The organism is Halomonas sp. DN3 (genome assembly GCF_024137905.1).
In the GTDB taxonomy this organism is placed as follows: domain Bacteria; phylum Pseudomonadota; class Gammaproteobacteria; order Pseudomonadales; family Halomonadaceae; genus Halomonas; species Halomonas litopenaei.
The window spans coordinates 3814157-3829965 of sequence record NZ_CP099965.1; the positions used below are offsets into that span (position 1 = coordinate 3814157).

Annotated in this window: 9 protein-coding genes; 5 read left to right on the top strand and 4 right to left on the bottom strand. The window is 64.5% G+C overall.

The window, feature by feature from the left end; translation table 11 throughout:
• Positions 1-27: 27 nt before the first annotated feature.
• Positions 28-903 (bottom strand): crotonase/enoyl-CoA hydratase family protein, encoded by an 876-nt coding sequence (locus tag NKF27_RS16420; RefSeq protein ID WP_253553301.1) that lies wholly within the window; start codon positions 901-903, stop codon positions 28-30.
• Positions 904-1012: 109 nt separating this feature from the next.
• Positions 1013-4930 carry a phosphoribosylformylglycinamidine synthase gene (gene purL, locus NKF27_RS16425; RefSeq protein ID WP_253553303.1) on the bottom strand — a complete coding sequence of 1306 codons (3918 nt, stop codon included), beginning with the start codon at positions 4928-4930 and terminating at the stop codon, positions 1013-1015.
• Positions 4931-5070: 140 nt separating this feature from the next.
• Here purL and mltF point away from each other — a divergent pair, with 140 nt between their 5' ends.
• From mltF to NKF27_RS16445, 4 genes are all read left to right on the top strand, one after another.
• On the top strand, positions 5071-6546 hold the full coding sequence (mltF, locus tag NKF27_RS16430; protein ID WP_253553317.1) for a membrane-bound lytic murein transglycosylase MltF: 1476 nt from the start codon (positions 5071-5073) through the stop codon (positions 6544-6546).
• Positions 6547-6560: 14 nt separating this feature from the next.
• On the top strand, positions 6561-8531 hold the full coding sequence (locus NKF27_RS16435; protein ID WP_253553320.1) for a diguanylate cyclase: 1971 nt from the start codon (positions 6561-6563) through the stop codon (positions 8529-8531).
• Positions 8532-8908: 377 nt separating this feature from the next.
• A complete protein-coding gene (locus NKF27_RS16440; RefSeq protein ID WP_253553332.1) occupies positions 8909-10933 on the top strand; it encodes a diguanylate cyclase in 2025 nt (674 codons plus the stop codon).
• Between the two features lie 120 nt (positions 10934-11053).
• Positions 11054-13129 carry a GGDEF domain-containing protein gene (locus NKF27_RS16445; protein ID WP_253553334.1) on the top strand — a complete coding sequence of 692 codons (2076 nt, stop codon included), beginning with the start codon at positions 11054-11056 and terminating at the stop codon, positions 13127-13129.
• Between the two features lie 86 nt (positions 13130-13215).
• On the opposite strand, the gene tadA is transcribed toward NKF27_RS16445, so the two are convergent.
• Positions 13216-13668 carry a tRNA adenosine(34) deaminase TadA gene (gene tadA, locus NKF27_RS16450; protein ID WP_253553337.1) on the bottom strand — a complete coding sequence of 151 codons (453 nt, stop codon included), beginning with the start codon at positions 13666-13668 and terminating at the stop codon, positions 13216-13218.
• A gap of 122 nt (positions 13669-13790) precedes the next feature.
• Between tadA and NKF27_RS16455 the strand changes: the two genes are divergently transcribed.
• Positions 13791-14606 carry an acyl-CoA thioesterase II gene (locus NKF27_RS16455; protein ID WP_108132364.1) on the top strand — a complete coding sequence of 272 codons (816 nt, stop codon included), beginning with the start codon at positions 13791-13793 and terminating at the stop codon, positions 14604-14606.
• A 120-nt stretch (positions 14607-14726) separates the two neighbouring features.
• Here the strand turns inward: NKF27_RS16455 and NKF27_RS16460 are convergent, their stop codons facing one another.
• The gene (locus tag NKF27_RS16460; RefSeq protein WP_253553351.1) at positions 14727-15047 is read right to left on the bottom strand and encodes a DNA-binding protein; all 321 of its coding nucleotides are present in this window, start codon (positions 15045-15047) and stop codon (positions 14727-14729) included.
• Between the last annotated feature and the right edge of the window lie 762 nt (positions 15048-15809).

Here is a 15809-nt window from a genome sequence, read left to right on the forward strand (position 1 = left end):
TTGGCTTGCGGCATAGGCCGCCGGCGCTCAATCGAAGCGTGGTGGGCGACCGTCCAGGCGTGCCCGGGTCGCTTCTCGCTGCTCGCGCCCGGCCAGCAGGTTGCGCTGCAGTTCGGCCTCCATGGCCAAGCGTCCGCGCTCATCCAGGCGCGGCGCCTCTCGCCACAGCCGACGCGCCGCGGCCACCGCCTTGGGCGAGCGCCGGGCCATGGACACGGCGAGCTCCAGCGCCGCCTCGCGTGGGTCCTCGTCCAGCCGCGAGGCCAGCCCCAGCACCATGGCCTCGTCGCCGGCCAGATGGCGGCCGGTCAGCATCAGATCCTGAATCACGTCCTGACGCAGCGCGGCGGCGGTGACGCTGACCGCCATATCCGACATCAGCCCCCACTCGATCTCCGGCAGCGCCAGCGTCGCCTCCGGGTGGACGATACGCAGATCGGCACCCAGCGCCATCTGCAGGCCGGCGCCAAAGACGTGACCATGCAGCGCCGCGACCACCGGTGCTCCCAGGTCGCGCCAGCCAAGCGCCAGGCGCTGGGCCGGATTGACCCCACTGGCGTCCGGCGTCAGCAGCCAGGCCACGCGCTCGGGGCTTGCCACCACCGAGGCCACGTCCAGTCCCGAGCAGAAGCTCTCGCCCTCGCCGGTAAGCACCACGGCGCGCAGGCCCACCCGCTCGCCGAGCCAGCGCTGAACCTCGAGCAGGGCGTCGATCATCGGCGGATCCATGGCGTTGTGGCGATCGGGCCGCTCGAGATGTACCCGTGCCACATGGTCGATCAGGGAGACGCTCAAGCGGTCATGAAAACTGCGCTGGGTGGATGAGGACATGGAAGCTCCGTCGATAAAGTGGCCGGTCAGGTGATCGATAAAGGGGCGAAACTGCGAAAGCGGGAACTTCAACTTGGCACCTGGCGCCGCTCGATACAACACCTGACTTTGTCCCGGATACGACAACGCCGCCCGCAGGCGGCGTTGTCGTGGGTCTGGAGGGACTGGAGGGACTGGAGGATCAGCCCAGCCACACCCGGGCATTGCGGAACAGCCTGAGCCAGGCGCCGTCCTGGCTCCACTCGGCCGGCCGCCAGGAGTTGGTGACGGCACGCACCACCCGCTCCGGGTGGGGCATCATGATCGTCACCCGGCCATCCGGCGTGGTCAGGCCGGTGATACCGGAGGGCGAGCCGTTGGGGTTGGCCGGATAGCGGGTGGTGCACTGGCCGTAGTTGTCGATATAGCGCAGGGCCACCTGGCCCGAGCCCTGCATGCTGCGCAGGTGGGCGCTATCGCGAAACTCGGCGCGGCCCTCGCCATGGGCCACGGCGATGGGCAGGCGCGAGCCTTCCATGCCGGCCAGCAGGATCGACGGGGTCTTCTCCACCTGCACCATGGCCACTCGGGCCTCGAACTGCTCGGACTCGTTACGCACGAAGCGCGGCCAGTTCTCGGCGCCGGGGATCAGCTCCTTGAGCTGGGACAGCATCTGGCAGCCGTTGCACACGCCGAGTGCGAAGCTATCGTCGCGCGCGAAGAAGTCGGCGAACTGCTCGCGGGCACGGGGGTTGAACAGCACCGACTTGGCCCAGCCACCGCCGGCGCCGAGCACGTCACCGTAGGAGAAGCCACCGCAGGCGGCCAGCCCCTTGAATTCGTCGAGGCCGACACGTCCCTCGAGCAGGTCGCTCATGTGCACGTCGACCGCCTCGAAACCGGCCTTGTCGAAGGCCCAGGCCATCTCCAGGTGACCATTGACGCCCTGCTCGCGCAGGATGGCGGCACGCGGACGTGCGCTGTTGACGAAGGGCGCGCAGATGTCCTCGTCGACGTCGAAGGTCGGGCTGGCACTCAGGCCCGGGTCACGGGTGTCGAGCAGGTTGTCGAACTCGTTCTTGGCGCACTCGGGGTTGTCGCGCAGAGCCTGCAGGCGGTAGCTGGTCTCGCTCCAGGTGCGCTGGGTCAGCTGCCGGGTGGTCTCCAGCAACGGCTCCTCGAACAGGGTCACGCGGATCTGGTCGTCGTAGCGCGGACGGGCGATGACGCCGCAGGTCTCGATGCCGGCGGCGGCGAACTGGGCCAGCACCTCTTCGGTGTGCTCACGGCTGACCTGGATGACCGCCCCCAACTCCTCGCTGAACAGCGCGTCCACCGCCTCGGCGGCCTCGTCGATCAGCCAGTCGAGCTTGATCTCGAGCCCGGCGCGACCGGCGAAGGCCATCTCCAGCAGGGTGACGATCAAGCCACCGTCGCTGCGGTCGTGGTAGGCCAGCAGTCGACCGTCGGCGTTGAGCCCCTGGATGACGCTGAAGAAGGCCTTGAGGTCCTCGGCGTCGTCCAGGTCCGGGCAGTCGTTGCCGACCTGACCGTAGACCTGGGCCAGGGCGGAGCCGCCCAGACGATTCTTGCCGGCGCCCAGGTCGATCAGCAGCAGGTCGCTTTCGTCCTGGTCGAGGCGAATCTGCGGGGTCAGCGTCTTCATGGCGTCGGTCACCGGAGCGAAGCCGGTGATCGCCAGGGTCAGCGGCGAGGTCACTGCCTTCTGCTCACCGTCCTGCTCCCAGGCGGTGCGCATGGACATGGAGTCCTTGCCCACCGGCACCGCGATGCCCAGCGCCGGGCACAGCTCCATGCCGACGGCGTGCACGGCGTCATACAGCGCCTGGTTCTCGCCTTCATGGTCCGCCGCGCTCATCCAGTTGGCCGACATCTTGATGTCGCCAAGCTGGGCGATCGGGGCAGCGGCCAGGTTGGTGATCGACTCGGCCACCGCCAGGCGTGCGCTGGCGGCGGGGTCGATCAGCGCCACCGGCGACCGCTCGCCCATGGCCATGGCCTCACCGGCGTGGGTATCGAAGCTTGCCGTGGTCACCGCCACGTCGGCCACCGGCACCTGCCAGGGACCGACCATCTGGTCACGCGCGACCTGGCCGGTGATCGAGCGGTCGCCGATGGTGATCAGGAAGCTCTTAGAGGCCACGGTGGGCAGACGCAGCACCCGATCCAGCGCCTCGCGCAGGTCCAGGTTGTCGAGCATCACACCGGGCAGCTCCAGCGGCGCACGCTCAAACCCACGCTGCATCTTGGGCGGCTTGCCGAACAGCACGCTCATCGGCAGGTCCACCGGGCGGGTGTCGAAGTGGCCGTCCACCACCGCCAGGTGGTGCTCTGCGGTGGCCTCGCCGACCACCGCGTAGGGGCAGCGTTCACGCCGGCACAGGGCGTCAAAGGTCTCGAGATCCGCAGGTGCCACCGCCAGCACGTAGCGCTCCTGGGCCTCGTTGCACCAGATCTCCAGCGGGCTCATGCCGGGCTCGGCGTTGGGCACCTCACGCAGGCTGAACAGACCACCACGATCGCCGTCCTTGACCAGTTCCGGCAAGGCGTTGGACAGACCACCGGCGCCTACGTCGTGGATGAAGCAGATGGGGTTGTCGTCACCCAGCGCCCAGCAGCGGTCGATGACCTCCTGGGCACGCCGCTCGATCTCGGGGTTGTCGCGTTGAACAGAAGCGAAGTCGAGATCGAAGCTCGACGAGCCGGAGGCCATCGACGACGCTGCGCCGCCGCCGAGCCCGATCAACATCGCAGGGCCACCCATCACGATCAGCTTGCCGCCCACCGGGATCTCGCCCTTGGCCACGTGCTGTTCGCGGATGTTGCCGTAGCCGCCGGCGATCATGATCGGCTTGTGGTAGCCGCGACGCTCGATGCCGCTGGCACCGAGGGCGTCCTGCTCGTAGGTACGGAAGTAGCCGGTGAGGTTGGGACGGCCAAATTCGTTGTTGAAGGCGGCGCCGCCGATGGGGCCCTCGAGCATGATCTCCAGGGCGTTGACGATGCGCTCGGGCTTGCCGTAGTCGAACGCCTCCCAGGGCTGCACGAACTCGGGGATACGCAGGTTGGACACGGTAAAGCCGGTCAGCCCCGCCTTGGGCTTGCCGCCGATGCCGGTGGCGCCTTCGTCGCGGATCTCGCCGCCGGCACCGGTGGCCGCACCGGGATGAGGCGCGATGGCGGTCGGGTGGTTGTGGGTCTCGACCTTGGTCAGGATGTGGATCGGCTCCACTTCCCCGCCGTAGCTGGCGCGCTCACCGTCACGACCGGTCAGCGGGGTGGCGAAGAAGCGACGCGCCTCGCTGCCCTTGATCACCGCAGCATTGTCGCTGTAGGCCGACAGAATGCCGTCCGGCGAGGCCTCGAAGGTGTTCTTGATCATCTTGAACAGCGAGTGGCTCTGGGCCTCGCCGTCGATGACCCAGTCGGCGTTGAAGATCTTGTGGCGGCAGTGCTCGGAGTTGGCCTGGGCGAACATCATCAGCTCGACGTCGCTGGGGTTGCGGCCCAGCTCGACAAACGCCTCGACCAGGTAGTCGATCTCGTCCTCGGCCAGGGCGAGCCCCAGCTCGCGATTGGCGACCTCAAGCGCAGTACGGCCACCCTCGAGCACGTCCACCTGGCCCAGCGGCGCCGGCTCATGGTGGGCGAACAGGGTGGCGGCGTCGGAGCTGTCTCGCAGCACCGTCTCGGTCATGCGGTCGTGCAGGCCGGCGACGATGGCGTCGAAGTGGGCTTCCTTCAGCGTACCGCGCACCTTGATGCGATAGAGGATGCCGCGCTCCAAGCGGTTGATCTGGGTCAAACCGCAGTTATGGGCAATGTCGGTAGCCTTGGATGACCAGGGAGACTGGGTGCCGATACGTGGCACCACCAGCAACGCAAGCCCCTCCACATCGCTATCCTGCTGTGCCGGCCCGTAGTCGAGCAGGCGCTCGAGCAGGCTCAGTTCGGTGGCATCGAGCTCCCGCTCCAGATCGGCAAAGTGCACATACTCGGCGTGCAGCGCCTCGATCTCGGGGACGGACACACGCAGTTGAGCCAGCAGCTTGGCGTGACGGAAGGTGGACAGGGCGGGCGCTCCGCGCAGTTCGAGCATATCCAGGAGCCTCTGAAGATCAGCGATAAAAGAAGGGGGCCGCGGCGGGCGAGACGGCATATGATACTGGAAACCGACGGGTGCGAGAAATCGATGCGGATGACAGCGCCCCGTGGGCTGGGTAAGGTGGGCGCTCCACCATGAGCGATTTTGCCCCGATGAAGGACGGTTTCCGTCATGCGCGGCGCCTGCGCATCCTTGCCACCAGTGGCCTGGGCCTGCTGTGGGCGCTCTGGCCAACACCGCCCGGCCCCTCCTCAAGCGCTGCCCTGGAGCGAGTACTGGCACGTGATTTCATCACCGTGCACACCCGCAATACCCCCTTTACCTACTACGAGGGGCGCCAGGGACCTACCGGCTTCGAGTACGAACTGATGCGTCGCTTCGCCGACCGCCTCGGGGTCAGCCTGAACCTGAGCGATGACCACCATGTGCAGAGCGTGCTCGACGCGGTGCGCCACCAGGGCGACCTCGGCGCGGCCGCCCTGCCGCTGGACCCGCTGGCAGAAGGCCTGGTGTTTTCGCGCCCGATCCTGTCGATGCAGCCGATGGTGGTGTATCGCCGAGGACTGCAGCCGCCCAAGGCGCTCGATGACCTCAAGGACTGGAACATCGGCATCGCCAAGGGCACCGGCATCAGCCGCGTCATGCACGAATTGCAGCGCGAGCACCCTCGCCTCAGCTGGAAGGAAGCGGAAGACCTGGAGATCGCCTCGCTGCTCAGGCGCATCGAGGATGGCGAGCTGGACGCCGCGGTGGTGTACGCCCACCAGTTCCGCCTCAATCGTCTGTTCTTCCCCGAAGTGGAAGACGGCTTCGACGTCGGCGAGCCGGTGACCATGGCCTGGGCCTTCTCCGGGAAAGACGGTCTGGCGCTGATCGAACGCGCCAATACGTTCTTCGACGAGCTTCGCGCAGACGGTGAACTCGACCGCCTTACCGCCCGCTATTTCGGTCATGATGACTATCTCGAGTACGTCGGCGCCCGGGTCTTCATCAACCACGTCAACCACCGCCTGCCACGATTCGATGCCCTGTTTCGAGAGGCCGCCCGCACCCAGCACTTCGACTGGAAGCTGCTGGCAGCGGTGGGTTATCAAGAGTCCCACTGGGACCCCGAGGCGACGTCGCCCACCGGGGTGCGTGGTCTGATGATGCTGACCAACGCCACCGCCGAAGAAGTCGGAGTATCGAACCGGCTCGACCCGGCCCAGAGCATCGAGGGCGGCGCACGCTATCTGCGCAGCGTCGAACAGCGATTGCCCGAGTCGATCACCGGTGAGGACCGCCTCTACATGGCACTCGCGGCCTACAACGTGGGCCTCGGCCACCTCTATGACGCCCGTGACATCACTCGCATGCGGGGTGGCAACCCGGATCTGTGGCGTGATGTGCGTGAAGCGCTGCCGCTGTTGCAGGAAAGCCAGTGGCACAGCAAGACACGCCACGGCTACGCAAGGGGTGGCGAACCGGTCATCTATGTGCAGAATATTCGCCGCTATCTCGAGATCCTCGACTACGTCGATCGCAGCCAGCAGCAGTTCCACCAGCTGAATGCCCGCCTGCCCGATCAAGCCGACGCCGAGATCTTCGAACTCGTGCCCCCCATGCCCTAGGACACCTTGCCTTCATGTCTCGAATTGCCCTGTCCATGACGCTGCTGGTCATCCTGCTGGCCACGGCGGGACTGATCGTCGATCCCTCGATGATCCAGGATCAGAGCCACAGTGTCAGCTGGACCCTGCTGCTGCTGACCGGCTTCGGCCAGGCGGTGTGGTACTGGCGCGGGGTGAGGATGTCGGTCGTGTGTCTGCTGCCGGTGCTGGCGATCCTGCTGCTGGGCCTGGCCAGCTACCTGCTGCCCGAAGCCCTGATCCCTTACGTCACGCTCGACCAATGGGCATCGTGGCTACCCGGGGTCCAGGGCCTCGACGATCTTCGACCGCCCTTGATGGAGCTGCTCATCCTGCTGGCGCTGACTGGCGGGCTGCTGGGGCGCACCCGGGCGAGTCTGGCCGCCCCGCTGCTGCAGGCGCTGGCGGCGCTGTTACTGGTCACCGAAGCGCTGCTGGTGATCACCGAGGAGATCCGCTCGCCGCAGAACCTGGCAGGCACCCCCGCCAGCATGCTGTTGCTGGCGCTCTTGCTGGTTGCCCAGTTCGTCGGCGTGGTCTCGGGGTGGCGCCACACCCGGATCAGCATCCTGCGCAGCCTGATCCCCTCGCTCGCCCTGGTGCTGGTCAGTCTGTTCGTCTGGAACCAGCAACGTGTCTACGTGGACCAGCAGCTTCAAGACGAGCTGCAGGGGGAAGCGGATCGTCTGGCGACTCAGCTTGGCGCCGAGATAACGGCCCACCTGGAGGCAGTGAGACGTTTCGCCAGCTTCTGGAGCCTGCTGGAAGAGGCCCCCAGCGCCGAAGAGTGGGAGCGCCAGGCCGCCTTTTACCACCAGGACTTCAGCTACTTTCTCAACATCGCCTATATCGAAGCCGACGGTACCATCCGCCTTGTCCACCCACGCGATGACAGCAACCGGGCGATCATCGGCATCAATGCACTAGACGTGGACCGCCCCTACATCGACGCACTGGCGAAGGCACTTTCCGACAACCAGGAGGGCCACACCGGCGTCGTGCCACTGCTGCAGGGGATGCCCGGCATGATCTACTACCTGCCGATCACCTCCCCCGACCAGCAGCGCGTCACCGGCGCTGCGGCCATGGTGCTCAGCCTCCCGGTGCTGGCCGACAAGCTCTACGCCGAGACCCTGCTGGACCGTGACCATATCCGCATGCGCTTTGCCGTGGACGGTGACACCATCCGCGACTGGCCGACCAGCGAGTCGCCAGGCCCATGGACCACGCTGAGCCTGCTTGCTCTTGACGAACAAGAGCTGACCGTCGCCTTGAACGCCTCCACCGGCTACCTGCTGGGTCTGCGTTCGCGCCAGCCGGTGGCCAGTCTCAGCATCGGGCTGCTGCTGGCTTACCTGCTGTACATGGTGGTATTCGGCCACCACCGCATGTCGGTACAACACTCGTCGATGTACCGCTCCAACGAGGAGCTGCGCCGAGAGGTCCGCCATCGTACCGAACTGCAGCGTGAGGTGGAGTGGCTGGCCGGCCACGACGAGCTGACGCTGCTGCCCAATCGCCGCCTGTTCATGTCGACCTTGCGAGAACAGCAGGAGTGCCGCCCGCTGAGCGTTCTTCTGTGTGACATCGATCACTTCAAGAGCATCAATGACCAGCTCGGCCACCAGGCGGGGGACGAGGCGCTTCGTCGCTTCGCCCGAGTGGGACGCCTGGCGATGCCCGAAGGGGTGGTGCTGGCCCGTTACGGCGGCGAGGAATTCGTCGCCCTGCTGACCGGGGTGGCCGCGGACGAGGCCGTCGAGATCGCCGAGTCCCTTCGCCAGAGCGTGATGAACTGCGGCGTTGAGCATGCCGATGGGCGCCCCATGACGGTGAGCATCGGCATCGCGAGCCACGGCGCCGGCGACCTGATCGCCGAAGACCTGCTCCACCGCGCGGATCTGGCGCTTTATCGAGCCAAGCGACAAGGGAGAAATCGCATCGAGGTTTGTGGATCACCTGCCTGAGCGCTCTCCTGTTTAAACGCGGCCCCGCGCGGGCGCGCGGATCTGGCACGCGGCCTCAACACCAGGCGCCAAGCGACAGGGGAGAAATCGCATCGAGGTTTGTGGATCACCTGCCTGAGCGCTCTCCTGTTTAAACGCGGCCCCGCGCGGACGCGCGGATCTGGCGCGCGGCCTCAACACCCGGCGCCAACCAGACACCCACCTGCCCCCTCGATGTCCTTGATCCATATCAGGAAAGTCACGGTTCCGCGCCCACCTGGCCGCATTTTCCAGCACAATCCCCCTAACGTCTTTTCTTCTCGCTGATCGGTTCGGCGAGATATTTCGCTGACCACAACGTCCAACAACCGCCAGATCCTCGCCTGGAAAATGGGTACATGCTGCGTCTCGGAACCCCGCTGACACTGTTATCCCTGGCACTTTACATCGCTGGCTTGAGCGCCAGCCTCGCCGGGACTACCGCCTCGACCACCTTGTCCACCCTGGTACTGGGCGGCTTGATCGGGCTTGCTCAACTAGCCTGGTACCGCCAGCGGCTGGGCTTGAGCCTGACGCTGGTGGTGGCGGTGTTGGGCGCCTTGCTGATCGACGTGGCCGGCGAAATCATGCCCCAGAGCTGGCTGTCTCTGGCCAGTTTCCATCCTTTGGCGCCCCTCGAGGCTGTCGGCCTGCCGCTTGCCTGGCAATCGCCTGGGTTGGCCGACAGCCTGCTTCTGGCGTGTCTGGCCTTGAGTCTTGCCCTGCGCACCCGTGCCAGCCTGGGTACCCCCTTGCTTCACGCCATCGCCGCCCTGCTGTGGGGGACCCTGGCGTTCCAGCAGGCATCACCCGAGGCCTTGCCACCACTGACCCCACCTGCGGGGCCCCGGGCGCTGGCGGGCAGCGGGCTGCTGTTGCTGACCCAGTTCCTCGCGGTGGTGACCGGCTGGCGCCACAACCTGCCGAGCGTGTTGCGCGCCCTGGGCCCCGGTCTTCTGATTGCCTCGGCAACGATTCTGCTGTGGTGCCAACAGGACAACGAGGCCAATCGACAGCTATTTGAACGTGCCCAGCGTGAAGCCGATCGCCTGTCGGCGACGATGACAGGCCGCATCGACGACACCCTTCGAGCCATGCATCGGTTTCATCTGGTCTGGGAGATCGATCAACGCCTGCCCTCGGCATCGATGTGGCACCACGAAGCCCAGAGCTTTCTGCACGACTTTCCGGAGCTGCCCCTGCTGGCCCTGATCGATCCCTCCGGGCGGGTCCAGCACCTCTATCCCGACGATAGCTTCCACCAGGCCTATCAAGGTATCCGGTTGCTGGACGGGACCCTCGACAGGCCGTGGGCGAAAGAGCTGCAGCAGAGCTTTCACCAGCGCGACGCTGTGTCATCCGATATCCTGCCACTGCCCGATGGAGGCTGGGGCATCATCCACTTTCTGCCGATCCACACGATGGATGGTGGTCGGCTGCTGGGTTCGGTCGCCATGGTCTTCAGCCTGGATGCCTTCGCCGCCAACTTGATACCCGCGCTCGCCGATATACCGGACGCCATGACGCTGACCTTGAAAGACGGCGACAGCACCCTATGGCGGGTACCGGCGTCAGCGACGAATTCGCCCTGGAAGCTTGTCAGCGATGTTCGTCTGCTGTCCCACACCCTGAGCCTGGAGCTCCACCCCAACCGCCCGTTGCTGAAGCACCTGAAGCTGCACTATCCGAGTTCAACGCTGTGCACTGGCCTGATCATGGCTCTACTGCTCTATCTGCTGTTGTTCAGCCGGCACCAGCAGCGCCAGCAGCACCGCCAGATTGCCGATACCAATCTCGAACTACGCCGAGAGATGCGGCGTCGTTCACGCCTGCAGAAAAACATCGAATGGCTGGCAGGACACGACGACCTCACGGGCCTGGCCAATCGACGCACCTTTCTCGCCAGCCTGCCGAAGGATGCCGGTCAGAACCCACTCAGCCTGCTGCTATGCGACCTCGACCATTTCAAGCGCATCAACGACCAACAAGGCCATCGGGCCGGTGACCAGGCGCTCAAGCGTTTCGCCGCCTGCGCGCAGAAGCTGCTTCCCCAGGGCGGGGTGCTGGCCCGCTACGGCGGCGAGGAATTCGTGGTCTATCTGCCACTGGGCGATATCGCCTGGGTACATGACTGGGCAGAACACCTGAGGCGGGAGGTTCAGGCCTGCGGCGTGCAACACCAAGACGGCACTCCCATGACGGTATGTATCGGCCTGATCACCCAGACCGAAGGTACCGTTGTGCCAAGGGATTTGCTGCATCGAGCGGATATGGCGCTGTACCGTGCCAAGCGGCTGGGCCGCAATCGGGTGGAGATCGCCGAGGCGGCGCCCGTTGCTGAGACCAGCGAGGCCACAGAGCCCAACGGCCTGTTGCACTCATGACTCAGGTCAACCCCATTGGCGCGAGGCGGCGCACTTCTTCCTGAGCCTCGATCAGCGCCTGGGTAAGCTGGTCGTAGCGCGGCCAGTCAGGCCGCGAGCCGCCAGGGTTGGAACGCCTGAATGTGGTTCACCTCGATACACGTTGTTCGTCACTACAGATTGCTGAGCCAGGGGCTAACCCTGCTCGCTCTGGTACTGGCAGTCGCCTCCCTTGCCGTGCTCGATACTCGGGTTGCCTCTCTGCCGGCGAATCAGACGACCCTGGCGCTGGCCCTTATCGTCGCCATCGGTCAATGGCAATGGACACGCAAGGGGGTCTTCACCAGTGCCCTGGTGCTATGGCCACTGTGTCTGTGCCTGCTCACTCTGCTATTCGGCACCTGTGCACCGGACGATTGGCTGTCACTGGAGCGCCTGTCCGAACCCTTCCGTTGGCTGACAGCGCCTTCGACTCTGCTGGACTGGCGCCCGCCGCTGGTCGAACTAGTCGTGCTGACGCTGCTGACCCTGGGGATACTGGCGCGCACGCGCTCGAGCCTGGGCGTCCCCTTGCTCCACATGTCCTGTTTCCTGCTGTTGCTGGTGGACCAGACACCACTGCATCGCTGGCTGCCTTCAGCGGCACTGCTGCACGCCCACTCGCTCCCCGTCACCGCCGTCCTCGGCCTGCTGCTGGCCGGCCAGTGGGTGGGCGTGGTAAGCGGCTGGCGTCCCACCCGCGACAGCCTCAGACAGGGTCTTTGGCCCTCGACACTTCTGGTCGTGATGACCCTGGCGCTTTGGCAGTACCTGGAGGTTCAGGCCGATGACGAACTGCAATATCTAGGACAGCGCGAAGGCCGTGCCATGGAGGAACGCCTGGCCAGCGAATTCAATGACGTTCTGCACTCTCTACAGCAACTTCGAGTCTTTCTGTCGCAGTCACCTGTGCCCCTCGGCTCCGAGCGCTGGCAACAATTGACCGAGCCACTGGAACATCACTTTCCCTACCTGACATCCCTTCACCTGGAAGGACTACAGAATACCGGGTCCGGGTCAGAATCCAGGTTAGAGGGTAAATCAGAGCCCAGCACGACCACCGTCCATCGTACCGACTCGCCCCCTACCCGCGTCTTTCTCGAGCCTCGACTTGCCGCCTACACCCATCCGGCGGAGCTGGCGATCATGCTCTCGTTACCCCTCACCCATGCCGATGACCGCCCACTCGGCCATCCACTCGGTCAGCTCGCGGCCACGCTGTCACTGCCGACCATGACCGCTGGCATATACCAGCCTGGCCCCGCTGGCACGGGGAGTCTGCAGGTACGCCTTTCCCATGACGAGCGCTTGATCCAGGAGTGGCAGATGCGGGGACATCCGGCACCATGGGCGGTCTCGCTTCCCCTCGAGGCCATTCCTCTCGACCCGCTCAGTGATGGGGAAGCCACCTCGGGAACCAGATATCTCTCGCTCGAACTGTCCTTGCGTCCCGACACGCGACTGCTGGAGCGTCTGCGCAGCCGTCTTCCGGCCGTCACCCTGGTGCTGGGTCTGCTGTTCAGCCAGTTCCTCTATCTGACATTGTTCAGTCAGCATCAGATGGCCTCCCAGCATCGTGCGATTGCTCGCTCCAACGGAGACCTTCGCCGCGAGGTCCGTACTCGCCATCGCCTGCAGCAGCAACTCAGCTGGCTCGCCGATCACGACGAGCTCACCGGTCTGCCGAACCGACGTCGCCTGCAGGCCACCGCCCAGACCTGGCGTGAGCGCTTGCCCCTGAGCATCATTCTTGTCGACATCGACCACTTCAAGCGCATCAACGACTGCCTCGGCCATGCCGAAGGCGACAGAGTGCTCAAGGCGGTTGGTCGACTTGCAAAGGATTCCCTGGGGGATGACGGCCTGCTGGGACGCTACGGCGGGGAAGAGTTTCTGGTGATCATTCCCGAAGGACGGCTAGCCGAAGCCAGCGCTGTGGCCGAGCGTCTGCGGCGTGCCGTCCGACAGGCACCGCTGGCTCATCACGACGGCACGCCACTGACCATCAGTCTGGGCGTGGCATGCCAGGACCAGGCACCGCTAGATCTGGCACGCCTGATACAGCAGGCGGACCAGGCGCTCTATCTAGCGAAGCACCAGGGACGCAATCGGGTCGAGCTTTTTGCGGATACCGTCGAGGGCGCATCGGACCTGGACACACCGCCCTTCACCGCCTGAGCGAGGCTCGAGGCCTGTAACGAGAGTCTTGAGCACCCTGTCGGCTCCGCCGACGTTGCCTCAGTGCTTTGCGCTTCGGCAAAGGCTCATCGGCGCTCGGCAAAAAACGTCTTGAGCAGGCGAGAGGCTCGGCTCGCCAGCACCCCACCGTCGACCTCCACCTGGTGGAAGTGCCAGGGCTGGGCGAACAGGTTGGCTCGGGATTCGACCATGCCGGAACGAGGCTCCGCGGCACCGTAGACCAGGCGCCGGATCCTGGCGTGGATGATGGCACCGGAGCACATCATGCAGGGTTCCAGCGTCACGTACAGTGTGCAGCCCTCGAGCCGATAGTTCGACAGGCTCACCCCGGCGTCCCTGAGCGCCTGAACCTCGGCGTGGGCGCTGGGATCATGGCTCGCCACGGGACCATTGGCGCCGCGACCGATGATCTCTCCGGCCGCGTCCACCACCACCGCACCGACCGGCACCTCTCCTGCCTGGGCCGCCCGCTCCGCCAGTTCCAGCGCTCGATGCATGTAAAATTCGTCACTGCGCAAGGTGTTGCACTCCCGTACACTGAGCCCAGGCAAATGCTGAACCATTGTCGCGGGCACGGCAATCGCCACCGTGTCACCGCCATCGACCAGCCGGGCTACCCCGGCGCAAGGAGGATACGCGAATGTCGGACGCCTTGAAGGGTCTGGTAGACCTGCTGGGCCTGGAAATGCTGGAAGAGAACCTGTTTCGTGGACGCAGCCAGGACCTGGGGCTTCCCCAGCTGTTCGGCGGCCAGGTACTGGGCCAGGCGCTGTCAGCGGCCACCCAGACTGTCGCGGCGGAGCGTCAGGTGCACTCGCTGCACGGCTACTTCCTGCGTCCCGGCGACGCCGCCATGCCGGTGGTCTATCAGGTCGACCGCGTTCGTGACGGAGGCAGCTTCACCACCCGCCGCATCACCGCGATCCAGAAGGGCCGTCCGATCTTCTTCTGCAGCGCTTCCTTCCATGGCCAGGAACACAGCCTGAGCCACCAGGCCAGCATGCCCGCCCTCGAGGCAACAGAGCCCGGCGACAGCGACGAGATCCTGCGCTTCCCAGGCCACCCGATCGAATTTCGCCATGTGGAAGACACCGCCGAGGACGGCGCGCCCGCACGCAAGCGGTTGTGGTTCCGGCTCAATGGCGAGCTGCCCGATGACCCCGCTCTGCATCGCTACCTGCTCGCCTACAGCTCGGATTTCAACCTGCTGACCACCGCCCTGGTGCCCCATGGCATCCGTTTCGGCGACCCCAAGCTGCAGATCGCCAGCCTCGACCACTCGCTCTGGTTTCACCAGGACGTGGCGGTCAACGACTGGCTGCTGTACGACATGGACAGCCCCTGGGCCGGCGGCGCCAGAGGCCTGGCTCGTGGCAGCATCTACAATCGAAAAGGCGAACTGGTGGCCTCCAGCGCCCAGGAAGGCCTGACGCGCCTGAGGGAGCCCCGGGACTAGCGCACAGGGGGGCGGTCAGGGCAGCGACAACTCCGCTGGACGCGATGGTGAGGCACCAGGTGAGATCGAAAAGACGGGTAGCAGGCCCGAGGGAACCGCACTTGACGTTGAACGAACCCGCTATCGCTTGTTGGCAACTTCGGGAGCCTGACCCGTCAGTTCATGAAAATGGATGCCGGTTGCCTTGATCACCGCAGTCATGGTGCTCAGGGTCGGGTTTCCCTTCGAAAGCGCCCGGTACAAGCTCTCGCGTGACACTGCGGCACGCTCGGCCACAACCATCATGCCGCCTCGTGCTTCCACCACATGGCGGAGCGCCATCAGGAAGGCAGACCCTCCACCTTCCTGATCCAGCTCATCGAAGGCCGTGCGCAAGTAGTCAACCGCCATGTCGGGATCCTCGCACAACATCTCGATCACGGCGTCATCATGGCTCTTCATGTAAATCAGATAGTCACGAAGATTCAAATCTGAGTTGTAAATCAGTCTTTATAAATGCGAATCCGGGCCTCTCTAGCCCGTGCTCTCTCAGGTATACTCTATTGATCACAGAAAATCGTGAGCACGTGCGGATGCATGAATGAACTAGGGCGAGCATCACCCTCACCCTGTTTGAAATATGCGGGATAAAGCCAACATGTAATCCACGCTCAAAACAAGCCCATGGGGCACAGAAGAACGTTGACGGACAAGACTGCTTGATGATAGCGAGGAAGGGAGGCATCTGCGTTTGAAGGGTATGGGTTATCATCGCCTTTGGCCTAAAGATAAAGGGATTGTAAATATGACTGAACTTTTTAAGCTATGTCTGGTAACAAGCATGCCCTTCGTGTTCATATTATCCATGGTTTGGTTCTACGATATACGCGCAAAGATAAGAGGGTGGGACTTTGAGAAGGAGAAGCGGGAAGAACATGACAAGAAGCTGGCGATGAAGCTATGCCAAGGATGGGACGCCGAAAGTATCGATAGGAAGAGTGGTCAGAAGCTGTAGTCTCATACCTAATTGATCACATATCACACTTGCACCTTGTCGATAAGGGGCGTTCAAGCTTAGCCGCACTCAGAAAGAACCATACCCGCCCGTGCTTTCGCCCTGCCCGCTAACACGCTGAAACAAACCTCACCATGTCCAGCCTGGAGATCGCTGAACTGTTGGAGTCTCGTCATGACAACGTAAACAGACTGTTGAGCGGCTTGCTG